Origin of the sequence: Paraburkholderia sp. (assembly GCF_036488505.1) — a bacterium.
Classification (GTDB): domain Bacteria; phylum Pseudomonadota; class Gammaproteobacteria; order Burkholderiales; family Burkholderiaceae; genus Paraburkholderia.
On record NZ_DASXHN010000007.1, the window covers coordinates 1 to 25,000 of the forward strand.

At 64.3% G+C, this 25,000-nt stretch carries 24 protein-coding genes and 1 pseudogene; 7 read left to right on the forward strand and 18 right to left on the reverse strand.

All coding sequences use genetic code 11. The features are described 5' to 3' along the window. The 4 genes from metX to argB all read right to left on the reverse strand — a co-directional run. Positions 1 to 1,127: homoserine O-succinyltransferase MetX (gene metX / locus VGH68_RS00305; RefSeq protein ID WP_331601516.1), on the reverse strand; the 1,127-nt coding region annotated here is incomplete at its 3' end. 445 nt (positions 1,128 to 1,572) lie between these two features. Next, complete coding sequence (gene slmA, locus VGH68_RS00310) at positions 1,573 to 2,307, reverse strand: nucleoid occlusion factor SlmA (RefSeq protein ID WP_331601517.1); 735 nt, start codon at positions 2,305 to 2,307, stop codon at positions 1,573 to 1,575. A gap of 30 nt (positions 2,308 to 2,337) precedes the next feature. Then, a complete protein-coding gene (locus VGH68_RS00315) occupies positions 2,338 to 3,105 on the reverse strand; it encodes a pyrimidine 5'-nucleotidase (RefSeq protein WP_331601518.1) in 768 nt (255 codons plus the stop codon). A 186-nt stretch (positions 3,106 to 3,291) separates the two neighbouring features. Further along, on the reverse strand, positions 3,292 to 4,191 hold the full coding sequence (gene argB, locus VGH68_RS00320; RefSeq protein WP_331601519.1) for an acetylglutamate kinase: 900 nt from the start codon (positions 4,189 to 4,191) through the stop codon (positions 3,292 to 3,294). Positions 4,192 to 4,457: 266 nt separating this feature from the next. On the opposite strand from argB, the gene VGH68_RS00325 reads away from it, so the two are divergent. Continuing rightward, on the forward strand, positions 4,458 to 4,679 hold the full coding sequence (locus tag VGH68_RS00325; RefSeq protein WP_331601551.1) for a cysteine-rich CWC family protein: 222 nt from the start codon (positions 4,458 to 4,460) through the stop codon (positions 4,677 to 4,679). A gap of 145 nt (positions 4,680 to 4,824) precedes the next feature. Here the strand turns inward: VGH68_RS00325 and VGH68_RS00330 are convergent. Continuing rightward, a pseudogene (locus tag VGH68_RS00330) lies at positions 4,825 to 5,201 on the reverse strand (hypothetical protein); the annotation flags it as partial. A gap of 35 nt (positions 5,202 to 5,236) precedes the next feature. Here VGH68_RS00330 and VGH68_RS00335 point away from each other — a divergent pair. Together VGH68_RS00335 and VGH68_RS00340 are read left to right on the forward strand one after the other, a co-directional pair. Beyond that, entirely contained in the window at positions 5,237 to 6,547 is a 1,311-nt protein-coding gene (locus VGH68_RS00335) for an ATP-binding protein (protein WP_331601520.1), read from the forward strand. Continuing rightward, positions 6,544 to 7,086 (forward strand): response regulator transcription factor, encoded by a 543-nt coding sequence (locus tag VGH68_RS00340; RefSeq protein WP_331601521.1) that lies wholly within the window; start codon positions 6,544 to 6,546, stop codon positions 7,084 to 7,086. Before VGH68_RS00335 ends, VGH68_RS00340 begins: the two co-directional genes overlap by 4 nt. 123 nt (positions 7,087 to 7,209) lie before the next feature. On the opposite strand, the gene hslU is transcribed toward VGH68_RS00340, so the two are convergent. The 9 genes from hslU to VGH68_RS00385 all read right to left on the reverse strand — a co-directional run bounded on the left by hslU (position 7,210) and on the right by VGH68_RS00385 (position 17,110). Continuing rightward, positions 7,210 to 8,556 carry an ATP-dependent protease ATPase subunit HslU gene (gene hslU / locus VGH68_RS00345; RefSeq protein ID WP_331601522.1) on the reverse strand — a complete coding sequence of 449 codons (1,347 nt, stop codon included), beginning with the start codon at positions 8,554 to 8,556 and terminating at the stop codon, positions 7,210 to 7,212. A 9-nt stretch (positions 8,557 to 8,565) separates the two neighbouring features. Then, positions 8,566 to 9,102, reverse strand: coding sequence for an ATP-dependent protease subunit HslV (hslV, locus tag VGH68_RS00350; RefSeq protein WP_331601523.1), 537 nt, complete (start codon positions 9,100 to 9,102; stop codon positions 8,566 to 8,568). 324 nt (positions 9,103 to 9,426) lie between these two features. Continuing rightward, positions 9,427 to 9,846 (reverse strand): RNA polymerase-binding protein DksA, encoded by a 420-nt coding sequence (gene dksA / locus VGH68_RS00355; protein ID WP_331601524.1) that lies wholly within the window; start codon positions 9,844 to 9,846, stop codon positions 9,427 to 9,429. A gap of 715 nt (positions 9,847 to 10,561) precedes the next feature. Beyond that, positions 10,562 to 11,668 carry a GTP-binding protein gene (locus VGH68_RS00360; protein WP_331601525.1) on the reverse strand — a complete coding sequence of 369 codons (1,107 nt, stop codon included), beginning with the start codon at positions 11,666 to 11,668 and terminating at the stop codon, positions 10,562 to 10,564. A 238-nt stretch (positions 11,669 to 11,906) separates the two neighbouring features. Beyond that, entirely contained in the window at positions 11,907 to 13,109 is a 1,203-nt protein-coding gene (locus tag VGH68_RS00365; protein ID WP_331601526.1) for a class I SAM-dependent rRNA methyltransferase, read from the reverse strand. A gap of 88 nt (positions 13,110 to 13,197) precedes the next feature. Continuing rightward, entirely contained in the window at positions 13,198 to 14,121 is a 924-nt protein-coding gene (gene xerC, locus VGH68_RS00370) for a tyrosine recombinase XerC (RefSeq protein ID WP_331601527.1), read from the reverse strand. A gap of 49 nt (positions 14,122 to 14,170) precedes the next feature. Continuing rightward, positions 14,171 to 14,914, reverse strand: a complete 744-nt coding sequence (locus VGH68_RS00375; RefSeq protein ID WP_331601528.1) for a DUF484 family protein — start codon at positions 14,912 to 14,914, stop codon at positions 14,171 to 14,173. 56 nt (positions 14,915 to 14,970) lie between these two features. Next, complete coding sequence (gene dapF, locus VGH68_RS00380; protein WP_331601529.1) at positions 14,971 to 15,921, reverse strand: diaminopimelate epimerase; 951 nt, start codon at positions 15,919 to 15,921, stop codon at positions 14,971 to 14,973. Between the two features lie 304 nt (positions 15,922 to 16,225). Next, on the reverse strand, positions 16,226 to 17,110 hold the full coding sequence (locus VGH68_RS00385) for a lipid A biosynthesis lauroyl acyltransferase (RefSeq protein WP_331601530.1): 885 nt from the start codon (positions 17,108 to 17,110) through the stop codon (positions 16,226 to 16,228). A gap of 285 nt (positions 17,111 to 17,395) precedes the next feature. Here VGH68_RS00385 and metK point away from each other — a divergent pair, with 285 nt between their 5' ends. Beyond that, positions 17,396 to 18,586 (forward strand): methionine adenosyltransferase, encoded by a 1,191-nt coding sequence (metK, locus tag VGH68_RS00390; RefSeq protein ID WP_331601531.1) that lies wholly within the window; start codon positions 17,396 to 17,398, stop codon positions 18,584 to 18,586. A gap of 362 nt (positions 18,587 to 18,948) precedes the next feature. Here metK and VGH68_RS00395 read toward each other — a convergent pair whose 3' ends face one another. Then, positions 18,949 to 19,311: a hypothetical protein gene (locus VGH68_RS00395; protein WP_331601532.1), complete on the reverse strand. Its 363-nt coding sequence runs from the start codon at positions 19,309 to 19,311 to the stop codon at positions 18,949 to 18,951. Positions 19,312 to 19,939: 628 nt separating this feature from the next. On the opposite strand from VGH68_RS00395, the gene VGH68_RS00400 reads away from it, so the two are divergent. Further along, positions 19,940 to 20,701 (forward strand): phytanoyl-CoA dioxygenase family protein, encoded by a 762-nt coding sequence (locus VGH68_RS00400; protein WP_331601533.1) that lies wholly within the window; start codon positions 19,940 to 19,942, stop codon positions 20,699 to 20,701. Between the two features lie 138 nt (positions 20,702 to 20,839). Here VGH68_RS00400 and VGH68_RS00405 read toward each other — a convergent pair whose 3' ends face one another. Beyond that, on the reverse strand, positions 20,840 to 21,046 hold the full coding sequence (locus VGH68_RS00405; RefSeq protein ID WP_331601534.1) for a DUF3185 family protein: 207 nt from the start codon (positions 21,044 to 21,046) through the stop codon (positions 20,840 to 20,842). 213 nt (positions 21,047 to 21,259) lie between these two features. On the opposite strand from VGH68_RS00405, the gene mgrA reads away from it, so the two are divergent. After that, a complete protein-coding gene (mgrA, locus tag VGH68_RS00410) occupies positions 21,260 to 22,303 on the forward strand; it encodes an L-glyceraldehyde 3-phosphate reductase (protein WP_331601535.1) in 1,044 nt (347 codons plus the stop codon). Between the two features lie 82 nt (positions 22,304 to 22,385). On the opposite strand, the gene VGH68_RS00415 is transcribed toward mgrA, so the two are convergent. Both VGH68_RS00415 and VGH68_RS00420 read right to left on the reverse strand, forming a co-directional pair. Continuing rightward, positions 22,386 to 22,571, reverse strand: coding sequence for a hypothetical protein (locus VGH68_RS00415; protein WP_331601536.1), 186 nt, complete (start codon positions 22,569 to 22,571; stop codon positions 22,386 to 22,388). A gap of 257 nt (positions 22,572 to 22,828) precedes the next feature. Beyond that, positions 22,829 to 24,106, reverse strand: a complete 1,278-nt coding sequence (locus VGH68_RS00420) for an MFS transporter (protein WP_331601537.1) — start codon at positions 24,104 to 24,106, stop codon at positions 22,829 to 22,831. A gap of 556 nt (positions 24,107 to 24,662) precedes the next feature. Between VGH68_RS00420 and VGH68_RS00425 the strand changes: the two genes are divergently transcribed. Next, a complete protein-coding gene (locus VGH68_RS00425; RefSeq protein WP_331601538.1) occupies positions 24,663 to 24,875 on the forward strand; it encodes a hypothetical protein in 213 nt (70 codons plus the stop codon). Positions 24,876 to 25,000 lie beyond the last annotated feature (125 nt).

The following is a 25,000-nucleotide window of genomic DNA, read 5'->3' on the forward strand; positions in this document are numbered from 1 at the left end:
GCAATGCGTTCGTAGTAGGCGCGCAGCAGGTTGTGATAGCGCGCGTCGTCGAGCAGGAAGGCGTCGTGGCCATGCGGCGCATCGATCTCCGCGTAGGTGACCGTGCGCTTGTGGTCGAGCAGCGCCTTCACCAGTTCGCGCGAGCGCGCGGGCGCGAAACGCCAGTCGGTCTTGAAGCTCGCGATCAGATACTTCGCGCTGGTATGCGCGAGCGCGGCGGTCAGGTCGCCGTCGAAAGATTTGGCCGGATCGAAGTAGTCGAGCGCGCGGGTGATCAGCAGATAGGTGTTCGCGTCGAAGTAGTCGGCGAACTTGTCGCCCTGATAGCGCAGATACGATTCCACTTCGAATTCGACGTCGAAGTTGAAGTTGTAGTCCCCTGGCGCGCCTTCCGCGCGGCGCAGCGAGCGGCCGAATTTCTCGGCCATGTCGTCGTCCGACAGGTACGTTATGTGGCCGATCATGCGCGCGACGCGCAGGCCGCGCTTCGGCTTCACGCCGTGCGCGTAGTAGTTGCCGCCGTGGAAGTCGGGGTCCGACAGTATCGCCGAGCGCGCGACCTCGTTGAACGCGATGTTCTGTGCGGACAGCTTCGGCGTCGAGGCGACCACGATGCAATGCGCGACGCGCTCCGGATACATCATGCTCCACGCGAGCGCCTGCATGCCGCCGAGGCTGCCGCCCATCACCGCGGCGAAGCGCGCGATGCCGAACGCGTCGGCGACCCGCGCCTGCGCGTCGACCCAGTCTTCGACGGTGACGACCGGAAACGCCGCGCCATACGGCTTGCCGCTAGCCGAATCGACGCTCATCGGCCCGGTCGAGCCGAAGCACGAGCCCAGGTTGTTCACGCCGATCACGAAGAATTTGTCGGTATCGACCGGCTTGCCGGGGCCGACCATGTTGTCCCACCAGCCGACGTCCTTCGGATTGTCGGCGTACACGCCCGCGACATGATGCGACGCGTTCAGCGCATGACAGACGAGCACCGCATTGCTGCGCGCGGCGTTGAGCGTGCCGTAGGTCTCGACCATCAGGTCATAGCCGGCGAGCGAGCTGCCATTGCGCAATGGCAGCGGCTCGGGGAAGTGCATTTTTTGGGGAGCGACGATGCCGATCGATTCCATTCATTCCGCCATTGAGTGAACAGGGCGGCTAAACGGCGTCGGCGAAGCACGGAGGAAAAGGCTGTGTGCGCGGCTGACGACCTCTTTAGCCGCATTTATAGTGAACCGCGGGCCGGTGACCAGTGGTTCGCGCGCCCGCAATCGAGTCAGCAAATCGGCGCGTGAAATAGTGCAAAAAAGGGTGCTGCGTATTCAGGAATTCTCGAACGCGGCCCAGCGTGAGGCTGAGATGTGGCGGACGCGTCAGGCGCAAAGTATAGCGGAAAATCCCGCGCGCCAGCGTCGCTGGCGCTGGCGTGCGGAGCCGGCGCGAAGGCTCGGGCGACAGACGCGCGGGGACGGCGGCGTGCGCCCGGCAGGGAAGTGTCCCGTTCGCACCAGATCGGCTGTCCGGCAAGCGCCGACCGGATACCAGCACGCGCCGCGCACGTGGCGCGCCGATGCGCTACCGCAGAATCAGCAGCAATTGAGCGTCCGCGTGTTCGGCGGGCGGGCGCGCAAAGCCGCTGCGTGCATAGCGATGCCAGCGGCCAATCACGTAGCTCAGCAGCAGACTCGCGCGGATCGCGGGATCGTAGTCGGCGGGAAGCGGTGTGGCGTGCGCGCTGGCTTCATGATTGCGATGCGCGTCGAGGTGGCTCGAGCCGTTGCCGTTCGCGCTTGCCAGCGCCTCCGTCCGCGCAAGCCGCAGACACTGCTTCAGCGATGCCTCGATACGTTCGAGCATCAGGTTCACGCGCTCGGCCAGCCGCTGATGCTCGCCGACGAGCGCCTCGCAGGTCAGCACGCGGGTCATGCCGGGGTTCTTCGCGGGAAAGTTGAGCAGCATCAGCGCAATCGCGCGCGCTTGCAGCACGCCGTTGCTTTCCTGGCTGGTGATCTGGTTGATGAGCCCGAACAGCGTCTGCTCGATGAATTCGATCAGCCCTTCGAACATCTGCGCCTTGCTGGCGAAGTGACGATATAGCGCGGCCTCCGAGACGCCGAGCCGGGCGGCGAGCGCCGCCGTGGTGATTTTTTCGGTCTTCGGCGCCTCGAGCATGCCGGCGAGCGTTTGCAGGATTTGCACGCGGCGCTCACCCGGTTTGGGGCGCGGTGCGCGAGCCGCGCTGGGTGCCGCGGCGGGCACCGCCGCAAACGCTTCAACTAAGGCTTCGTCACGCTTGTCGATCGGCTGCATGGCTATCGTCCCCCGGCTTGCTGTCGTTGACTACGGCCCCGGCTTGCGTCCTTTCCATCGAACCGAGCGCGTGCTCAGTCGTAGCGATTTTAGCGAACGGATGCTGCGGTCGACATAGTGTGGCCGGCCGGTTCCCGGCACGCGCGTCGGCACCCCGTCAGCGTGCGGCTTGCGCGGCAGATGGCCGGTGATCCACACCGTGCGGATGCCGAGCCGCCGGTAGTTTTTCAGATGCGAGCGTGTGTCTTCGACGAGGATCGCGTCTTTCAATGACACGCGCGCGTCGCGCATCTCGCGGCGCAGCATCGCGTGGTCGGGTTTCGCGCGCCACTGGCGGCGGTCGCGCATGTGCTCGATCGCGATCACGCGCTCGAACAGCCGCTCGATACGCAGCTCGGCGAGCACCGCGCGTGCGTACGCCTCGGGCGCGTTGGTCAGTACGATTTTGCGGCCCGGCAGCGCCGCGATGAGCCGCGCGACGCCGCGTTCGTGACGGATCATCGAGCCGAGATCGGGGAACGTATGCACGACCTTCAAAAAGTCGTGCGGGTCGAGCGGATGGTGGCGCGTGAGGCCGAGCAGCGCGGCGCCGTAACGCAGCGTATAGCCGGTGCGCAGGCGGTTGGCTTCGTCGATGTCGACCTGCAGTGCATCGATGATGTACTGCGTCATCGCGCGATTGATCGCCGGGAAGATTGCGTGCGACGCGTGATGCAGCGTGTTGTCGAGATCGAACAGCCAGACCGGCTTGCCACCCGAGATGTGGGGACGGCGGCGGCGCGAAGTAGGGGTGCGCATAATGTGGTGTCTGTCAGACGCCGACGGGCGCTTCATGTGACGGCTGCGGGCAGGGTGCCGCGCGGACGCTGGCTCGATCGCCCCTGCCGCTTGCGCCGCTTGCGCCGCTTGGGCCGCGAACCGCGCCGTTCGGCACGGGCACCGCACCGCCGTGGCGCGCCGCCGGTGCGGTTTGCTTCACCGCGCTCAATGCGAGCGGATCATCGTACCGAACGGCTGTTCGGTCAGAATCTCCAGCAGCACTGAGTGTTCGATCCGGCCGTCGATGATGTGGACCGAGCGCACGCCGCTTTTAGCCGCGTCGAGCGCCGACGAGATTTTCGGCAGCATGCCGCCAGAGATCGTACCGTCGGCGAACAGACCATCGATTTCGCGTGCCGACAGATCGGTCAGCAGATTGCCTTCCTTGTCCATCACGCCGGGGATGTTGGTCATCATCACGAGTTTTTCGGCGTTCAGCACGACCGCCAGCTTGCCCGCGACGAGGTCCGCGTTGATGTTGTACGACAGGCCGTCTTCGCCGTAGCCGATCGGCGAGATGACCGGGATGAACGCGTCGTCCTGCAGTGCTTTCACGACGGCCGGGTTGATCGTCTCGACTTCGCCGACCTGACCGATGTCCACGTACTGACCCGGATTGTCGCGATCGGGCATCAGCATCTTGCGGGCGTGGATCAGGCCGCCGTCTTTGCCGGTCAGGCCGACCGCGTGACCGCCGAAGTGATTGATCAGCATCACGATGTCCTGCTGCACTTCACCGCCGAGCACCCATTCGACGACTTCCATCGTCTCTTCGTCGGTGACGCGCATGCCCTGGATGAAGGTGCCCTGTTTGCCGATCTTCTTCAGCGCCTGATCGATTTGCGGACCGCCGCCGTGCACGATGACCGGGTTGATGCCGACCAGCTTCAGCAGAATCACGTCGCGTGCGAAGCCCTGCTTCAGACGCTCTTCGGTCATCGCGTTGCCGCCGTATTTGATGACCACGGTTTTGCCGTGATACTGACGAATGTAGGGCAGCGCTTCGGCCAGAATTTCGGCTTTCAGCGTAGGCGCAATCTGCGAAAGGTCGGGAAGCTCGGACATGGCGGCAGGCTCGGGCACGGAACGGTTAAAACAGCGCGAATTGTACAGGACTGGCGCGCTGCAACAGGGTTTTCGGCAGCGTCGCAACAGCCGCTCGATGCGCGTTTGGCGTGCGCAACATGACCATGCGTGGGGACTAGTCGAGGCGCCAGCTTAACGCGCTTGCCGGACGGCTGTGAATCGGCCGGATGGACGACTGCACCGCGGACTGGCGATCATGGCATCATTGGCTGAACCATGTCCCCGGCACTTTTCGTCAGCTTGCGATGAACCCGTCTTCCACGTCCGCGCGCAGCGCCCGCTGTCCACGCTGCGGCAATGCGTTCGACTGCTGCATGCACGCGGGGCCGGACGAGTGTTGGTGTCAGGCGTTGCCGCCGCTGCCGGCCGACCGGCTGTCTCCGGCGAGCCCTTGTCTGTGCCCGGAATGCCTGGCCGCGGAGATCGCACGGGCGGCGCGGGGGGAAGCCACGGGTGGCCAATCGTGATCGAACCGGTTTGCGTATCGCGGGCGGAGGGCGTGAGTAGCGGAACGTGCGTCTGAGCGGCGAACCGCATGCTGAGTATCGTCGCGAAAGCGAAGGCGGCCGCCAGCGGCGCGTGCTCGCTTACTGCTCCCGCTGGTCCGCGCATGAGCGCCCGCCACTCGCGGGCAACCGCGTCCAGCATCGGCTCGCACTGGCCGAACCACGGCTGCTGGTACAGCGTGGCGCTCGGGTACCGCGGGCTGTCGTTGCGATCGAGCAGCCAGACCCAGTGGGGATCGACGTCGCGCCGCACCCGGGTGCGCTGACCGAGCGCGCCGCTCAGATGCGTGACCGACGTACACCCCGTAATCACGAGATCGAGCGCGCTGACGAAAGCGGCGGTGTCGTCCAACGTCGTGAGACGGGGGCGGTGCGATCGGTCATCCGCAGGTCCGCCGCGCCGGCGGCGGCGCCCGGCTGCAGCGAGTAGAAGGTGACATCGCTGAGGGCGGCGAAATGCGCGGCATAGCGCTGGCACCCAACGCTGCCGGAATCGTCGCAGCGGGTAGACTAGGGCCATGCACCGTATAACCAACACCGGCCGGGTCAATCTCGGTCATCTGTTCTGGCTGCGCAGCCTCGCGATCATCGGTCAGCTGCTAACAATCGCGTTCGTGCAGATCTTCATCGGCGTGAACTTGCCGTTGCCCGCGATGCTGCTCGTGATCGCGCTCGAGGTGATGTTCAACGCGCTCACGTGGTGGCGCGTTTCGCGGCAGCGCCCCGAGTCCAATATCGAGCTGTTCGGGCAAATCTGGGTCGATCTCGGCGCGCTGTCCGCGCTGCTGTTTCTGTCCGGCGGTACGACCAATCCGTTCGTTTCGCTGTATCTGCCGTCGCTTGCCATCGCCGCGGCCGTGCTGCCGTGGCATCTGATGGCCTGGCTCGCAGCGTTCGCGGTTGCCTGCTATGCGGTGCTCGGTTTCGATTCGCTACCGCTCAATCTCGACAATCCCGCGAACCTGTTCGAGTACTACCGCGCCGGCATGTGGGTCAACTTCATGGTGAGCGTCGGGCTGATCGCGTGGTTCGTCGCTCGCATGTCGCGGGCGCTGCGGCTACGTGACGCAGCGCTCTGCGAAGCCCAGCAGCGCTTGCTTCAGGACGAGCGGGCGGTCGCGCTCGGCGTGCAGGCGGCCACTGTCGCTCACGAAATCGGTACGCCGCTGTCTACAATCGCGATGCTGTCCGAAGAACTGCGCGACGCGGCGCGCACCGACGAACGGCTCGCGCCGTATCGCGCCGATTTCGAACTGCTCGAACAGCAGATGACGCTATGCACGTCGGCGCTCGCGCGGCTGCGCAGCCGCGCATCGACGGCGACCAACCGTCAGCCGGTGGACGAGTGGCTCGAATCGTTTGCCGGGCAGTGGCGTCTGCGTCATCCGCATGTGAGCTTCGAACGGATCGGCACGCCGCCCGCCGATGTCAGTCTGGACGACACGGTTGCGGTCGGCCACATCCTGACGATCCTGCTCGACAACGCGGCGCGCGCGAGCCGCGATCACGTGACGCTATCGTGCGCGCTCGCGGCGCGAGGCGATCAGATCGTGTTCGAGGTGTGCGACAACGGGCCAGGCATTCCGCCCGCGCTGCGCGGCTTGCTCGGTTCGATGCCGGTGGATAGCACGCAGGGCGGCCACGGTGTGGGCCTGTACCTGGCCTTTTCGGCGGCGGCGCGTCTGAGAGGATCGATCGAGCTGACCGATGCCGGCGCGGGCAGACCGCGCGGCACACGCGCGGTGCTGAGGCTGCCTCTCGCCACGCGCAAAACTTCCGGGGCGGGCCGACGAGGCGCCGCGCCACCGAATACGGAGAAGCAGGCATGAGCGAAAAGAGTTTTCTGGTAATCGACGACGACGAAGTGTTCTCCGGCATCCTCGCGCGCGGTCTGACGCGGCGCGGCTATACGGTCAGCGAAGCGCACAGTGCGGACGAGGCGATCCGGCTCGCGAATCAGCACAAGTTCAGCGAGATCACCGTCGACCTGCACCTGGGCCACGACTCGGGCCTGACGCTTATCGCGCCGTTGCGCGATCTGCAGCCCGACGCCCGGATGCTCGTGCTGACCGGGTACGCGAGCATCGCCACCGCGGTGCAGGCGGTCAAGGACGGTGCGGATAACTATCTCGCGAAGCCCGCCAATGTCGAGACGATTCTGTCGGCGCTGCAAAGCGAGGCGAGCGCAGTGCAAGCGGACGAGGCGATCGAGCGTCCGGTGCCGCTGTCGGTCGCGCGGCTGGAATGGGAGCATATTCAGCGCGTGCTCGCCGAAAACGGCGGCAATATTTCGGCGACCGCGCGCGCGTTGAACATGCATCGGCGCACGTTGCAGCGCAAGCTCGCGAAGCGGCCGGTCAAGCAGTAAGCGGTTAGCAGTGAGTGCGGCGTCCCGCTATTCAGACGGTCGAACCCGAACTGAGTCGAACCAGAAGAAAACGGGCTGCCTTTTCACAGGCAGCCCGTTCTTACGCGTTAGCGTTGAGCAATATCACAGCACGTAACGCGACAGGTCTTCGTCTTCGGCCACCTGGTTGAGCGCGCGATCGACATACGCCGCGTCGATCTGCAACGCATGGCCCGAATGATTGCCGGCCGAAAACGATACTTCCTCGAGCAGCTTTTCGATCACCGTGTACAGACGCCGCGCGCCAATATTCTCGGTCTTCTCGTTGACCGAATACGCGATTTCGGCGAGGCGGCGGATGCCTTCGTCGGCGAATTCGAGGTGCACGTCTTCGGTGGCGAGCAGCGCCTGATATTGCTTGACGAGGCTCGCATCCGTCGACACGAGGATCGACTCGAAGTCGTTGACCGACAGCGAGTCGAGCTCGACGCGAATCGGGAAGCGCCCCTGCAATTCCGGAATCAGATCGCTCGGCTTCGCGAGATGGAACGCACCGCTCGCGATGAACAGGATGTGATCAGTCTTCACCATCCCGTACTTGGTGTTGATCGTCGTGCCTTCGACGAGCGGTAGCAGATCGCGCTGCACCCCCTGACGGGACACTTCGCCGCCGCCGGCCTCGTTCCTCGACGCGATCTTGTCGATTTCGTCGAGGAACACGATGCCGTTCTGTTCGACGTTCTGCACTGCCTTGGTTTTCACCTCCTCGTCGTTCAGCATCTTGCCGGCTTCTTCGTCGGTGAGTACCTTCAGCGCTTCTTTAACCTTCATCTTGCGGCGACTCTTCTTGCCGCCACCGATGTTGGCGAACATCGAACGGATCTGCTCGGTCATGTCTTCCATGCCCGGCGGCCCCATGATGTCCATGCCGACCTGCGGCTGTTCGACGTCGAGTTCGATTTCCTTGTCATCGAGCTGCCCTTCGCGCAGGCGCTTGCGGAACGTCTGGCGCGTGCTGCCGCCTTCGTCGGCGGTATCGGTCGCGCTCGAGCTCGAGCCGAAGCCGACCGGCCGCGCGGTCGGCAGCAGGATGTCGAGGATGCGGTCTTCGGCGAGGTCGCCCGCCTTGGTTCGCACTTTGCGCATCTCGGTTTCGCGGGTCTGCTTGACCGAAATTTCGATCAGGTCGCGCACGATGCTGTCGACGTCGCGGCCCACGTAGCCGACTTCGGTGAACTTGGTCGCCTCGATTTTGATGAACGGCGCGTCGGCGAGCTTCGCGAGACGCCGCGCGATTTCGGTCTTGCCGACGCCGGTCGGTCCGATCATCAGGATGTTCTTCGGCGTGATCTCCTGACGCAGCGGCTCGTCGACCTGCTGGCGGCGCCAGCGGTTGCGCAACGCGACGGCCACGGCTTTCTTCGCGCGGCCTTGGCCGATGATGTGTTTGTCGAGTTCGGAGACGATCTCCGCGGGGGTCATGGTGCTCATCGTGGGTCCTTACTCGATCGTCTCAATGACTCGGTTGTGGTTCGTGTAGATGCACATGTCGCCAGCAATCTCCAGTGACTTCTCCACGATCTCGCGCGGCGACAGCTCGGTGTTGTCCGAGAGCGCCTTGGCGGCCGCCTGCGCATAGGCGCCGCCCGAACCGATCGCGCAAATGCCGCCCTCGGGGTCCAGCACGTCGCCGTTGCCGGTGATGACGAGGGTGGTGGTGGCGTCGGCGGCGATCAGCATCGCCTCGAGGCGGCGCAGCATGCGGTCGGTGCGCCAGTCTTTCGCGAGTTCCACCGCCGAGCGGGTGAGATTGCCCTGATGCTTTTCAAGCTTCGCTTCGAAGCGGTCGAGCAATGAGAACGCATCCGCCGTGCCACCGGCGAAGCCGACCAGCACCTTGCCGTTGTAGATGCGCCGGACCTTCTTCGCTCCGCCTTTCATCACGATGTTGCCGAGCGTCACCTGGCCGTCGCCGCCGAGCGCGACCTTGTTGCCGCGGCGCACCGAAACGATCGTCGTGCCGTGAAATTGCTCCATATGCGTTCCTCTTTGCAAAACGGGTAGGACGCGATAGCGCGGCGCGCTAACGCATGAATCCTCGCAGCGGACGGCGCGCCGGCTGGCGCGCTCGTGAGCGCATGTCCGATCTATTTTAGGGCGTGCGCGGTCATATCAAGATCCGCCAAACGGCATAGGACCAAAAACGGGATAGCGTCTGCGGGTGCGCAAAAAGAGGGGCGCAAGGGCGGTGAGCCGCGCGGTGCGCGGTCGTCGCGCAAAAGAAAAGGCGCACGGTTCACCGTGCGCCTCTCGACGAAGCAGCGTTTTGTGGGCGCCAGGCCGAAGCCGCGCCGCGGACTATCAGTCGCCGAACAGCTTCTGGCGCAGTTCGCGGCGCTCCTGCGCTTCGAGCGACAGCGTGGCCGTGGGCCGGGCGAGCAGACGCGGAATGCCGATCGGCTCACCGGTTTCTTCGCACCAGCCGTATTCGCCCGCTTCGATGCGCGCGATCGATTGCTGCACCTTCTTCAGCAGCTTGCGTTCGCGGTCACGCGTGCGCAGCTCGAGCGCATGCTCTTCCTCGATCGTTGCGCGGTCGGCCGGGTCCGGCACGATGACCGTTTCGCGCAGGTTCTCGGTCGTCTGGCCGGCATTGCGGAGAATGTCCGCCTGCAGCTGTTCGAGCCTGTTCTTGAAGAAAGCGAGCTGATCCTCATTCATGTAATCCTTGTCGCTCATCTTCAGGATTTCGGCTTCGGTCAAGAGTCGTTTCGTCGTCATCTGGCTTACTTCTTCAATGTGAGGCAACACTCTTACAGGTGCCCGCACTTTCGCATTGCCCGCAAAGGCGTCGCGCGGACGCGCGGCGCAGCGTGGCCACGAACGATGACCTGTCGTGACGCCAAAGCGCCTGGCGCCCACACGCCGGGCGTTGCAAACTACGCCGCTGCGGGGCCGAACTCCTCTGGAAACCGATTCTCAGATGCTCCTGAGGCATCGCTCACCGGCAAGCGCGTGCCCTTTCAGGCCATGCCCGCCAGCGTTTCGGCGTGTCTCCGGACAAGATTTTCCGGCGCCTTTTCGGGCCCGGCGCGGGCTGCGCGCAACCGGGCAATTCGTTGTCATTCTCCAGTGGGCACGTATTGTAACTGAATCACAATCCGGTACCGCAACTGCTCGATGGCTGCCTGCGACGCATCGATATCCCGAAAATATAGCGCGCAGAAGAGCAAAAAGCGATGGTCGTGCACGCTTTAATACAGCAGGGTTTTCACGCGCTTTTCATCCAATTTACTTTCGTCCGACTTCGGGCGATTTTGTCGCGCGCATCGTATTCAGCGGATGGTTAACGTAGCGGCGTGGGGATTGGCAGTACGCGTGCCGGGCGCGATCGCAGCAGCGCGGCAGATGCCGCGCCAATCGGGCGCGACATGCGGGCTATGCATCCTTGTGTACCTTCAAGGCTGGCGTGTGCGGCGCGAGCTTCGCTGTCGGCTTAGACGAGGCAGGCGTCGAGGCCGTCGGTGATCAGATCGCGCGGCAGTTCGATACCGATAAACACCATCTTGTTGGTCTTCTTCTCGGCCGGTTGCCATTTCGCGGCCAGATCGCTGCCCATCATCTGATGCACGCCCTGAAACACGACCTTGCGATCGACGCCCTTCATATACAGCACGCCCTTGTAGCGCAGCAGATGCTCACCGTAGATCTGCAGAATGCCGCCGAGGAAGTCTTCGAGTTTGTTCGGATCGAACGGGCGGTCGCTCCGGTACACGAATGACTTGATCTTGTCGTCGTGATGCGCGTGGTGATGGTGCGCGTGATCATGGCCTTCGTGATCGCACTGACCGTGGTCGTGATCGCAGTTCGCGTGATCCTGGTCATGGTCATGATCGCCGTGCGCGTGACCGTGCTCGTCATGCGCATGCGCGTGGCTGTGCGCGTGTTCGTCTTCGGTGAGGAAGTCCGGATCGATTTCGAGTTTCGAATTCAGGTTGAAGCCGCGCAGATCGAAGATCTCCTTGAGGTCGGCCTCGCCGAAATTGACGACCTTGATCGCCGCCTTGGGGTTCATGTGCAGCAGGCGGTGGCGCAGATCGGCCACGTGTTGTTCGTCGACAAGATCGGACTTCGTGACGAACAGGCGGTCCGCGAAACCGACCTGGCGCTGCACCACTTCGTGTTCGTCGAGTTGATGATTCGCATGCTTCGCGTCGACCAGCGTGATGATCGCGTCGAGCAGGAATTCGCTCGCGATCTGGTCGTCCATGAAGAAGGTTTGCGCGACCGGGCCCGGATTCGCGAGGCCGGTGGTTTCGATCACGACACGGTCGAAGTCCACTTCGCCTGCCTGCTTCTTCGCGGCCAGATCGTTCAGCACGCGCGACAGGTCGCCGCGAATCGTGCAGCAGATGCAGCCGTTGCTCATCTGGATGATCTGCTCGTCGCTGTCCTGCACGAGGATGTCGTTGTCGATGTTCTCTTCGCCGAACTCGTTCTCGATGACGGCGATCTTCATGCCGTGCTTTTCGTTCAGGATGCGCTTGAGCAGAGTGGTTTTGCCGCTGCCGAGAAAGCCGGTCAGGATGGTGACTGGAATCATGTGGGTCGCCTGTAAGTCGTGAAACGGTGCGTGATCGAACGCTAGCGCGAAGCTAGCCAGATGCATTGAGCCGGGCGCCGCGGGCAGATGGCTCGCGACCCTGTCTAGCCGGTTATTGAAACATATTTGCCAGGCGGGCGCAGGCTTGTCCAGTTCGGGGGGCCGTGCGTCTCCTGCCGTTGTCGCTGCGGCCGCCGTCGCCGTCGGCACGCGCAATCGCCCCGAACAATAAGGGCAGTCAGGCGATTTGCAACAGCAATCCCTTCAGGTATTCGCCTTCCGGGAAAGCGGTGAGCAGCGGATGATCGACGCCCGCGCCGAGACGCTTCAGGATGCGTGCGTCGACGCGTGCATCGGCCGCCGCGCCTGACACGATTTTCTGGAACAACTCGGGATCGATCGCACCGGAGCACGAGTACGTGAACAGCAGCCCGCCCGGGCGCAGCAGCTTCAGGCCGGTCAGGTTGATCTCCTTGTACGCGCGCGACGCGCGGTCCACGTGCTCCCGCGACGGCGCGAATTTCGGCGGGTCGAGCACGATCAGATCGAAACGCTCGCCTTCGTCGTACAGACGCCGCAGCGTCTTGAACGCGTCGGCGTCGAGCCAGGCGGCACGCTCCGCGTCGAAACCGTTGGCCGCGACGTTCTGCTGCGCGAGCGCGAGCGCTTCGCCGGACGAGTCGACCGACACGACCCGTTTGGCGCCGCCCTTCAATGCAGCGAGCGAAAAACCACCGGTGTAGCAAAAACAGTTGAGCACGTCGCGATCCTGCGCGAGCTGCTGCACGAGCAGGCGGTTGTCGCGCTGATCGACGTAGAAGCCGGTCTTGTGGCCGTTGCGCACGTCGACGTGGTAGCGCACGCCGTTTTCGCTCGCGATCAACGTGTCCGACGGCGGTTCTCCGGCGAGCACGCCTGTGATCTGCTCGAGTCCTTCCTTCTGGCGGATCGAAACGTCCGAGCGTTCGTACACATTCGGGCAGCCGGTCGTGTCGACGAGCGCCGCGACGATCGCCTCTTTCCACGCGTCGACGCCCGCCGCCATGAACTGGCAGACGAGCTGGCTGCGCTGGCCCGCGTCCTCGGCGACGTAGTGATCGACGATCAGGCCAGGCAGGCCGTCCGCCTCGCCGAAGATCAGCCGCACCGCGCCGGTGTCGCGCACCATCGTCTGACGATGCGCGAGCGCGCGCTGCACGCGCCGCTTGAAGAAGGCGTGATCGATCGGTTCCGCTTCGTCGAAGCTCCACACCCGCGCGCGGATCTGCGAATGCGGGCTATACGCGGCGCGCGCGAGAAAGCGGCCGTCGTGCGCGCGCACGAGCACGGTCGCACCAGGCGCCGGACGGCCGTCGACGCGGTCGATCGCGTTGGCGTAGACCCACGGATGGCGGCGCAGCAGCGATTTTTCCTTCGACGGTTTGAGCGTAACGGTATTCATCAGGGTGTCGGTCAGGCAATGGGCCGCGCGCTCGGTGCTGCGCGGCGGGTGAAATTCAGGCGCGGACTGCGGGTCGCGACGGTCGGCGTCAGTCGCGCTTTTTTGCGCGCGGATGCGCGCTGTCGTAGACGTGGGCGAGATGCTGGAAATCGAGCCCGGTATAAACCTGCGTCGCGGTGATGCTCGCGTGGCCGAGCAGCTCCTGCACCGCGCGCAGATCGCCGCTCGACTGCAGCACATGCGTCGCGAACGAATGGCGCAGTACGTGCGGGTGCACGTTGGCCGGAATGCCGGCCACGAGCGCCGCGCGCTTCACGCGTTCGCGCACGACGTTCGGCGACAGCCGGTTGCCGCGCGCCGACAGGAAGAGCGGATGCGGATCTTGCCTGACCATCTGGTCGCGCACCGCGAGCCAGCCGTTGAGCGCCGCGATCGCCTTCCGGCCGACCGGCACGACGCGGCGCCGGTTGCCTTTGCCGAGCACCTCCACTTCGCCGGAATCGAGCTTGAGCCAGCCGGCGGAGCGGTAGCCGTCGCCTTCGGTGAAACGCACGTCGAGGCCGACCAGCTCGGCGAGCCGCAGGCCCGACGAGTAGAACAGTTCGAGCATCGCATGATCGCGCAGGCCCTCAGGCGACGCGGCGGGCGCGCTGTCCATCAGGCGCGCGGCATCGTCGACGGAAAGTGCTTTCGGCAGCGTTTTCGCCTGCTTCGGCGCGCGTATCGCGGCGACCGGATTGGCCGGCAGATCGATGCGGCCGGCCAGCCAGCGGTAGAACGCGCGCCATGCCGATAGCCGATGACCGATCGAGCGTGCGCTCAACCCGCCCGCATGCGCGCGCGCGACGGCGCCGCGAATGTCGACCGCGCTCAGGCTTTCGAGCGGCCTGCCTTTGGCGAGCAGTTTCAGTTCGTCGAGTTCATGCGTGTAGCCGCGCAGCGTGTGGGCCGACAGCCGCCGCTCGTGTTCGAGATGCGACAGGTAGGCGGCGATCGGGTCGACGGCGGTCACGGTAGACGCGGGCGGCGGATCGGTGCGCGTGGGTGGCGCTCGTTGCGGCTCATCGCGGCAGCAGCCGGCTCAGCGCGGCGCTCGCGAGCGCGCCGATCTGCGTGAGGAAGTCGGTCGCCATGCCTTCGTGGAAGCGCCGCGCGTCGGCCGAGCCCATCACCAGCAGGCCGAACGTGGGGGCATCCTCGGCGCTTTCGGGGTTGCGCAGCGCGAGCAGCGCGATCGATTCGGTGGGCTGCTGCGCCGGATCGGCCGCCGCCGCGCCGTTCTCGTCGGCGCCATGGGTTGCAGTGGCCGCACTGGCCGCACTCGCCGCCGGCGCGAGCCACTGCGCCGCCTCGAAACCGGTGTTCGCGCCGCAGTACGGCGTGGTCAGACTGCTCGCGAAAATGCGCACTTCCTCGCTGACCTGGCGCGCGAAGTCGGCTTGTGCATACGGTTCGGCGACGTCCCAGACGCGCAGCGCCGCTTGCGGCACGTCGAAGATATCGCGCAGACCGCCCGCGATCGTGCGCGGCAGCGAATATGGATCGCGCTCGGCCATCACCCGGATCGTCCAGCGGTGGAATTTCGACGCAATGCTGTCGTTCTCGTGACCGTAGCGCAGCAGTTCGGCGAGCCGGCGCTCGAGATGTTTGTTCTTGTCGCGCAGCATCTCCATCTGCCGCTCCTGCAGCGATACCGCGGCTTTGCCGTGCGGGTTCGCGAGCCGGATCGTCGCGAGCGCTTCCGCGTGTTCGACGAAGAATTCAGGATTGGCAAGCAGGTATTCGGCGACTTCGCGATCGTTCATGGTTTCGGCTAGAGGCGACCGGACGGCCGGTTAGCGGCGGCGCGCCGGTCAATGAGTTAGGCGGTGGGCGCGGCGGTGGTTGAGCTCGCGAATGCATTGTTGGGCGATGTGCTGGACGGCGCACTCGCCAACTCGTTGGCGACGTCATCGGCCAGTTCGATCTCGCCTTCGAAGACGGTCGCGGCGGGACCGGCCATCAGCAGCGGCGCGCCTTCCTGTGTGCTGTCCCACGTGATCGTCAGATCACCGCCGTGCGTGTGCACGAGTACCGGCGAGTCGAGCAGTCCGCGACGGATGCCGGAGGCGACCGCCGCGCACGCGCCGGTGCCGCAGGCGAGTGTTTCGCCTGCGCCACGTTCGTAGACGCGCAGTCTGATTTCGTTGCGGCTGACGATCTGCATGAAGCCGGCGTTCACGCGCTGCGGGAAGCGCGTGTGCCGCTCGATCGCCGGACCTTCGACGAGCACCGGGAACGCCTCGGCATCGTCGACGACCTGCACCGCGTGCGGATTGCCCATCGATACCACCGAGATCCAGCGTGTCGTGCCGTTGACGTCGAGCGGCCACAGGGTCGCGGTGTTTTCATGACGGCCTTGCAGGCCCTTGGTCGCGAACGGCACGCATTCGGGATCGAATACCGGCGCGCCCATGTCGACGATCACCTCGCCGTTGTCCTGCATCGTCAGCGTGATCGTGCCTTTCTGTACTTGTACGCGCACGCTGCGTTGATCGGTCAAGCCGCGCTCGCGCACGAACTTGACGAAGCAGCGCGCGCCGTTGCCGCAGTGCTCGACCTCGCCGCCATCGCAATTGAAGATTCGGTATCTGAAATCGACGCCGTCGACGGTTGGCTTTTCGACCAGCAGCAACTGGTCGGCGCCGACGCCGAAGTGGCGGTTCGCGAGCGCGCGCACCTGCGCGGTGGTCAGGCTGACTGGTTGGCTGTAGCCGTCGAGCACGACGAAGTCGTTGCCGGCGCCGTGCATTTTGGTGAATTTGAGCTTCACGTTTTCTGTGTATCCGTTGCCGCAGGGGCTTCGCGCGCGCGTAGGCGAAGCCGAAAACCCGGTCTGGCTGGCCGTCTGGTTAGCGACGATCCGAGCCGGGTTGGACCAATAGTGGATGATACACGCTGGTCCGTAACGAACGGTACGGCTGGCGGCGCAAACGGCCTTGGTTCCGCCTGGTTCCAGTCGGTTCCGCCTACTATCCGGCGGCGCAGCCCGCGCTGGCCGATCGCGCGACATTGAAAAGGCGACTTTCATACGTCGGCTTTGTTCATCTACGCGGGCTGGCCGCTTTCCCGCCCGATCAATACACCGCAGGCTCGCCCGGCGGCCGGGTCTTGAAGCGCTTATGCACCCAGTAATACTGCTCGGGCATCAGCGGAATCTGCTGTTCGAGAAACGCGTTCATGCGCCGCGCGTCCGCATCGTCGTTGCCGGTCGGATAGTTGTCCCACGGCTTGAAGACCTTGAGCCGGTAGCCCTTGTAGTTCGGCAGCACTTCGCCGATGAACGGCACGACCTGCGCATGTCCGACCTTCGCGAGACGGCCGACCGCGGTCAGCGTGCAGGCCGGGACGCCGAAGAACGGCACGAAGGTCGAATTGCGCGCGCCGTAATCCATATCCGCGCCGAGCATCACCGGCTTGCGCTCGCGCAGCCAGCGCAGCACGATGCGCGCGCTGTCCGCGCGGCTCGCCATGTCCGCGCCGAAACGCGCGCGCGCCGCTTTCGCGACCGCCTCGAATTCCGGATTCGACATCGGCTGATAGAGCGAGCCGCACTGGCGTTTGAGCGAATAGTTCAGGAAGATCGAGCCCGCCTCGATGCCTACGAAGTGAAAACCGAGAAAGAGCGTCGGCGGCAGATTCGGGTCGGTCAGGTCGATTGCGCTGTCGAGCTGGATCAGCTTTTCCAGCTTCTTCGCCGAGCCGAACCACTGCACGCTGCGCTCGAGATAACTGCGGATCGCGTGGCGAAAGTGCTTCTGCGCGACGTCCTCGCGGCGCGCATCGTTCCAGTCGGGGAAGCACAGCTTCAGATTGGTGTGAACGATGCGCTTGCGTCGGCTCGGAACCTGGTAGAGCAGCCAGCCGAGGCCGTCACCGAGACGGGCGACGAAACCATACGGCAACAATGCCAAAAGTTTGAGCAGCCCGATCGCGAGCTTCGGACCGCAGCGACTCAGCATGCCGCCTCCGTAAAGGAGGCGCGGCATGCGGCGGGGCTCGGTAAAGCGGGGAATTTGGCGTGATACCGCACTCGTCGATACTCTATGACAATCTGAAGAAGTCGCTATAATAAGGGCTTCGCCGAGTTAATAGACAACTTGCGGGGCGAAGCCGGCGGGTGCGGTCCATGGTCTCCATGCGACATGCGTCCAACGGCAAGGTAATCCGCTAAAGCGTCGCCGCTTCAGGCTCCCGAAGCTGGCTACGTGAAACTCACCCGTAACCACAACATTGGAGTCTGCAACGTGGCAAACGACTATCTCTTCACTTCCGAATCCGTTTCCGAAGGCCATCCCGACAAAGTCGCGGACCAGATCTCGGACGCCATCCTCGACGCCATCCTCGAGCAAGACAAGTACTCGCGGGTTGCAGCGGAAACGCTGTGCAACACGGGTCTTGTCGTGCTGGCCGGCGAAATCACCACGGCGGCGAACGTCGACTACATCCAGATCGCGCGCAACACCATCAAGCGCATCGGCTACGACAACACCGACTACGGCATCGACTACCGCGGCTGCGCGGTGCTCGTCGCGTACGACAAGCAGTCGCCGGATATCGCCCAGGGCGTGGATCGCGCGCACGACAACAACCTCGATCAAGGCGCGGGCGACCAAGGCCTGATGTTCGGTTACGCATGCGAGGAAACGCCGGAGCTGATGCCGCTGCCTATCCACCTGTCGCACCGTCTGGTCGAGCGTCAGGCGAATCTGCGCCGCGACGGCCGTCTGCCCTGGCTGCGCCCGGACGCGAAGTCGCAGGTCACCGTGCGCTACGTCGACGGCAAGCCGCATTCGATCGACACCGTGGTGCTGTCCACCCAGCACTCGCCGGACATCGAACTCGCCACGCTGCGTGAAGCGGTGATCGAGGAAGTGATCAAGCCGACGCTGCCGGCCGATCTCATCAAGGGTGACATCAAGTTCCTCGTGAACCCCACTGGTCGCTTCGTGATCGGCGGTCCGCAGGGCGATTGCGGTCTGACGGGCCGCAAGATCATCGTCGATACGTACGGTGGCGCAGCGCCCCACGGCGGCGGCGCGTTCTCGGGCAAGGACCCGTCGAAGGTCGACCGCTCGGCCGCTTATGCCGGCCGTTATGTCGCGAAAAACATCGTGGCCGCGGGCCTCGCTTCGCGCTGCCTGATCCAGGTGTCGTACGCGATCGGTGTCGCGCAGCCGACTTCGGTGATGGTCAACACCTTCGGCACGGGCCGCGTGTCCGATGCGACGATCACGGAACTCGTGCGTCAGCATTTCGATCTGCGTCCGAAGGGCATTATCCAGATGCTCGACCTGCTGCGTCCGGTCTACGAGAAGAGCGCGGCCTACGGTCACTTCGGCCGCGAAGAGCCGGAATTCACATGGGAAGCGACAGACAAGGCGCTCGCGCTGGCCGAAGCCGCCGGCACGGAACCGGTCGCAGCCCTCGCCGAATAAGCGCGGGCGGATCGCTGCCTGCCAGCAACAAACCCCGCCGGCGCGAGCCGGGCGGGGTTTTTCTTTACCTATCGGAAGCCCGCATGCGCGCGCCGATCAGCGCTGCCATACGCAGCGTGCGGCCACAACGCACTGCGCGTAACGAAGTCCTCTGATGAATGAGCGGCTCAATCGACCACGCGCTCACCGACTGAGACGCGCATTCCACTCGCTTCCGCTCATCGGCGTCCGGAACGGCCGCGCAAGTTTTGTGATGGCCTGCGACGCGCGAAAAAATCGCGCTCGTCACGATACCGGGATCCGCCAGGCGCCGCGACGAACGCACCGCCCAGCAACGGTTCAACAGCGCGCTAACCGAAACTTCACCGGCTCGCGAACGCGAACGCAAACCACCCGCTACTGCTCGTCGACAGGCGGCGCGGCCGGCGGCTCGCATGAATCGGCACCTCCGGTGCGCGCTTCTTGACGGCAAGACGCAATGGCGTCGGCTTGCGTAGCAGCGTGCGCAGCGACAGCCGGCGCGTGCTGCTCTGCTGGCGCAGCGCCGAGAAGAAAGTATGGAACCAGGTGCGGATGCCATCGACGGCTCTGGCCTCGCGCCATTGTTCGCCGAGTGCGCGGGTTCGGGCGGCATGGTGACGCAGCGCACGCATCACGTGACGGCGCGTGGGGCGCGCCGCTTTCAGCGCGGCGCGGGTAAGACGGGTGCTCAAAAGAGTGTGCATGGCTTCACGAGTAGGCAATGTACCGCACGTCGGCATGTGCGCCCAGATGCGCACAGCACGAAGCACCTAATGTGCCGATGACGGGGTTGCAATGAACGGCCTGAAAGCTGGAAATCCGGTGCCCATCGCTAGGACGAACGCTGCCATGCGAGACACGGCGCGAAGCGGGGCGGCGGAACAACGCGGGAAGACCGCCGGCACGAGCGCTGAGGCCCCGTGCACGGCAAAGAAGTGCGCTAGCAACGATTAACATGCGAGCAGGCTACACGGGATTCGTGACGTCAGAAAGTCCGTTATTACCCTGCGAAAACGGGGCCGCCTCCGCAAAACTGCGGCGCGCAAGCCGCGGGGAGCGCGTCGTTGGCGATCGATTTTCGTGCGCTTTTGCCCGTCGGATGTGCGACGGCGCGCGCGTCGCGCCGGATCCGGTGCATCGGTGCGCCGCCGATGAGCGGGTAAGAAGACGGGCGGCCAGCGGCGCAAACCGGACACATAGCGAAATCACTTCGAACAAGCATCGAACGCTCCGGCGGACAAAACACCCGGCGAAACCGCCAGCGAAACAACGCACCGCGATCGCGCCCGTTTTACAATCGAAGATCAGGTTAGTCGACAGTCACGGAACACCATGTCACTCCACTCCAAGAAAGAGCAGATTCACACGTTGCGAGAGCAGGGTTTTGTCGTCGTGCCAGGACTCGTCTCGCCTGAGCGTTGCGAGGAACTGAAGCGGATCGCGCAGCAACAACTGCTCGAAGCGGCGGCGCCGGTCGAGTTCGAAGCGGATTTGCAGTATCCGGGCGCGCCGTCGTCGAAGGATGCACCGGGTGGGCATACGGTGCGGCGTCTGCTCGACGCGTATGGGCGGCATCCGGCGTTTGCGCAATGGGCAACCGCGCCGGAAATTCGCGGCTGGATGGAACTCTATTTCGGCGAGGAGCCGCGCCTGTCGCGCGTGCATCACAACTGCATGATGACCAAGCATCCCGCGTACGGCAGCCTGACGGGTTGGCACCGCGACGTGCGCTACTGGTCGTTCGAGCGCGACGATCTGGTATCGGTGTGGCTCGCGGTCGGCCCGGAGACCATCGATAACGGCGGGTTGTGGTTCGTGCCGACATCGCATGGCGCGACGTTTACATCCGATCGTTTCGACAAAGCGAAGTTTTTCCGCGCCGATCTCGCGGAGAACCAGGCCGCGATCCGCACCGCGGTGTCACCCGAGCTCAAGGCCGGCGACGTGGTGTTCTTCCATTGCAATACGCTGCACTCGGCCGGCAAGAATCTCAGCGATCAGGTGAAGTTCTCGCTGGTGTACACGTATCACGGAGCGAGCAATGTGCCGCTGCCCGGCACCCGCTCGGCCTCGAAGCCCGAGCTCACGTTTTAGACTGGCGAATGACGACGGCGCCGGCTTGTCGCCGGCTGGTCGCCCGTCCCTTGCGTTCATGCGATAGCGCGCGAGCAAACAGGCGACAAGACAGGCGACCAATCACGCGCCGCGACAGCAAGCGCATGACAGCCCGTGTTACCGCTTCTTGCCCGACAACGCGATCCCGGTCAATCCGGCCAGCGTCGCGACGACGCCCGCCACGATCAGCATGATCGCCTTGTTGCTCGGCGAACCGGTGAACAAACGCGACACGTCGCTGCTAACCGAATTGAAAGCCTGGCCGCCGAAATACAGCAGCACGATACCGCCGACAATCAGCGCGATCGAAATCGCTTTCGTCATTGAATTCTCCCTTCAGTTGGATCGGGCAGAGTGTAGGCGACGCGTTCGCGCTCGTCCATCCCGCAGCCCGGGTGCCTGCACGCGTCGCGTCGATTGGCTACCATAGCGTCTGGCCGCACCACGACAATAAATCCCCGAGCAGCACGCCTCCCGCAACGCGCGATTCCTCATGCCCGCAACCGCCGGGCGATTTCATCGACAAGGACACTAGCAATGGCTTACGAAGCAGCTTCAGAACGCTATTCGGATATGCAATACCGCGTCTGCGGCAAATCGGGTCTCAAACTGCCGGCGCTGTCGCTCGGCCTGTGGCACAACTTCGGCGACACCACGCCGATCTCGACCCAACGCGACATCCTGCGCACGGCCTTCGATCTCGGCATCACGCACTTCGACCTGGCAAACAACTACGGGCCGCCGTACGGTAGTGCGGAAACCAATTTCGGGCGTCTGTTCAACGACGATTTCAAGCCGTACCGCGATGAACTGCTGATTTCGTCGAAGGCTGGCTGGGACATGTGGCCCGGTCCGTACGGCCAGGGCGGCGGTTCGCGCAAGTACGTGCTCGCGAGTCTCGATCAAAGCCTGAAGCGCATGGGGCTCGACTACGTCGACATTTTTTATTCGCATCGCTTCGATGCGAATACGCCGCTGGAGGAAACCGCGGGCGCATTGGCGAGCGCGGTGCAGCAGGGCAAGGCGCTATATATCGGCATCTCGTCGTATTCGTCGGCGAAGACCCGCGAGATGGCCAAACTGCTCGCCGAACACAAGGTGCCGCTGCTGATCCATCAGCCGTCGTACAACATGCTGAACCGCTGGATCGAGCGCGACCTGCTCGATACGCTCGACGAGGTCGGCGCGGGCGCGATCGCGTTCACGCCGCTCGCGCAAGGGCTGCTGACCAGCAAGTATCTGAACGGCGTGCCGGACGATGCGCGGGTCAACAAGGCGGGCGGCGGCTCGCTGAAGCAGGAGCATCTGAGCGAGCAGAACATCGAGCATGTGCGCAAGCTCAATGAGATCGCGCAGCGGCGCGGTCAGAGCCTCGCGCAGATGGCGCTTGCATGGGCGCTGCGCGATCGACGCGTGACCTCAGTGCTGATCGGCGCGAGTCGCGCGGAGCAGGTGCGCGAGAACGTCGGCGCGTTGAAGAACCTCGCCTTTTCGGCGGAAGAACTCGCTGAGATCGATCGTTTCGCGACCGAAGGCGGGATCAATCTGTGGGAAAAGCCGTCGACGGATCAAGCGATCTGACCGCGTAGCGGACCGTCCGCGACAGTCGCGGGTAGCGCAAGCCGCACGCTCAGCGTGCGGCTTTTTCACTTGGGCTTCGCCGCTACACGAGCGCCGGCAGGCCCTCGACCAGCGCGACCGCGCACATTACGCCGATCAGCGCGCCGAGCACTCGCAAGCCGTTGTGCCGCAACTCCGACTTGCAAGGCAGTGCGCCGACAAACAGCGCTCCCGCCAGCGCCATCGGAATGACCAGAATGAAATCGCCGATCGTAAAGTACGTCGTCATATTCGTCTCCATTGTTTTCCGGCGAGGGCTGCGGTCCTGAAACATGCATAGCCCACGCTCGTTTTGAGTATAGGAGACCGCTACTCGAACATTGCCGCGCCGCATCGCGCGGCCGCGCCTGTTCGCAAGCCGCTGAAGGCCGCCAGACAGGCAATACGGCATTGGCGCAATGCAGCAGACCCGGCGAAAAAATATGAAGCGTCCGCTTACGTCCGGCTTACGTTTAATCGGACATGCATGCGCAATGCACCTGCTCGCTATTCGCGCTGACGCAAACGCGTCGCCGCCAGCAAGCCGATCACGAGCAGCATTCCCACCAGCGCGACGACGCCATTCCAGCCATGGCCGGCCCACAGGTGTCCGCCATACGAGCCGATCACGCTCGAACCGAGGTAATACGCAAGCAGATAGAGCGCGGCCGCCTGCCCCTTCGCGTCTTTCGCGAGCCGCCCGACCCAGCCACTCGCGACCGAGTGCCCCGCGAAGAAGCCAAACGTCACGCACGCGATGCCGGTCGCGATCGCCGCGAGCGGATGCAGCATCGTCAGCGCGAGACCGAGCATCATCAACAGCAGGCTCGCGGTCAGCACGCGCGCGCGGCCGAACGTATCGGCCATGCGCCCTGACCACGGCGACGCGACGACGCCGGTCAGGTAGACGATGAAGATCGCGCCGATCTCCGTCTGGTTCAGGCGATACGGCGGCGCGAGCAGCCGGTAGCCGATGTAGTTGTACAGCGTGACGAAGCTGCCCATCAGCACGAAGCCCAGCAGGAACAGGAGCGGCAACCCCGGCCGCGTGAATTGCTTGAGCAGCGCGGCGCGATGATGCGCGAAGCCGAGCCCCCGGCGCGGCACGAAGTGGCGCGACGGCGGCAGCAGCGCGCGAAACGCAAGCATCGACAGCAGGCCGAGCACGCCGATCGTAGCGATCGCGACCCGCCACGAAAACAGATCCGCGACGACGCCGGTTATCACGCGTCCGGCCATGCCGCCGATCGCGGTGCCGCCGACGTACAGCCCCATCGCGAGACCGAGACCGTCGGGATGCACTTCCTCGGCGAGATACGCCATCGCGACGGCCGGTACGCCGCCGAGCGCGAGTCCTTCGAGAAAGCGCAGCACCAGCAACTGATGCCAATGCGGCGCCACCGACACGGCGAGCGTCAGCACCGCCGACACGGTCAGCGACAGCGTCATCAGCTTGTGACGGCTCCAGCCCTCGGAGACGAAGCCGGCGACGAAAATCGCGAGCGCGAGCGCCGCGGTGGTCAGCGACAGCGACAGACTGCTTTGCGCAGGCGTCACGTTGAACGCGTCGGAGAACGACGGCAACAGTGGTTGCACGCAATAGAGCAGCGAAAAGGTCGCGTAGCCGGCGAACAGCAGCGCGACGCTCGCACGCCAGTACGCACGTGAGCCGCGTTCGAGATAGGGGACGTCAGAGACGGCGCGTGCGCCGGAGGACGCAGCAGGGGCTGCGGTAGTAGAGGGAACGGCAGAAGCGGTCCGCTGGGATTCCGGCGGCAGGGTCACTACAAACTCCTTGGGTTACACGAACAAGCGACGAAAAAGCGCGGAAAAAACCTTAACGATACGCTGAAAACACATGTGAGCCGGCGCCGCGCGCCAGCCACGATTCATGCGTGGCTCCGCGCCGAAAGCCTAGCCGGAGGCTCGATCTCCGAAGATGCGCCGATCCCAATACCGATCGGTGACGGCATGCCGACATTGCGCGTGTGGCTGACGATCTCGGCGGGCAGAAACGCAAACCGCGCGCCTGGACATTCATCGCTGAGCGTGCGTCGCTCAATGGCGACGAGCGGGACACGCAACGGCGGCGCAAATCAGTCGGCACAACGCGTGCTTGCGGTGTGTTTTACGTGCGCCGCGAAGGCCAGTGCGTGGCGATGCGGCGCTCGTACCAAACCAACCGTTGTGGCGGCGCCCCGTTTTGATGTCCGCGTCAGCAGGGTTTATGATGATCTTCATGACGGCTTTGTTTGCAAGCTTAGCGGCGAAGCGGCGCTTTTTATCATCACCTCGACCGGCGAGAAAACACAAAGCCGGCTAAGGGAAACGGGGAAATATCATGCAAGTCGGTTCCATTGTCCGCTCGGTACATATCGCCGTGCCACAAGGTGCGCGCGGAATTGTCATGCGCATACTTGGCGACATGGCAATGGTGGCGTGGTACGCCGGTGAACCCGGCGCATCCGAGCAACTGAACACCGAACCCTTTTTCCTTGAAGACCTGATCGATACCGGCGATCTGATACGCCCGGCTGGTGCGCAGACGCATTGAACGCGACGGGTGCCACAGGCGACGGGTGCGACAGCTATATGCGTGCGAATCGTAGTCCTGGTGTAAGCAACGGTTAAATCCTCGTGCTTGCTCGTGCGCGCCGCGTGGATTCGTGGATTCACGCA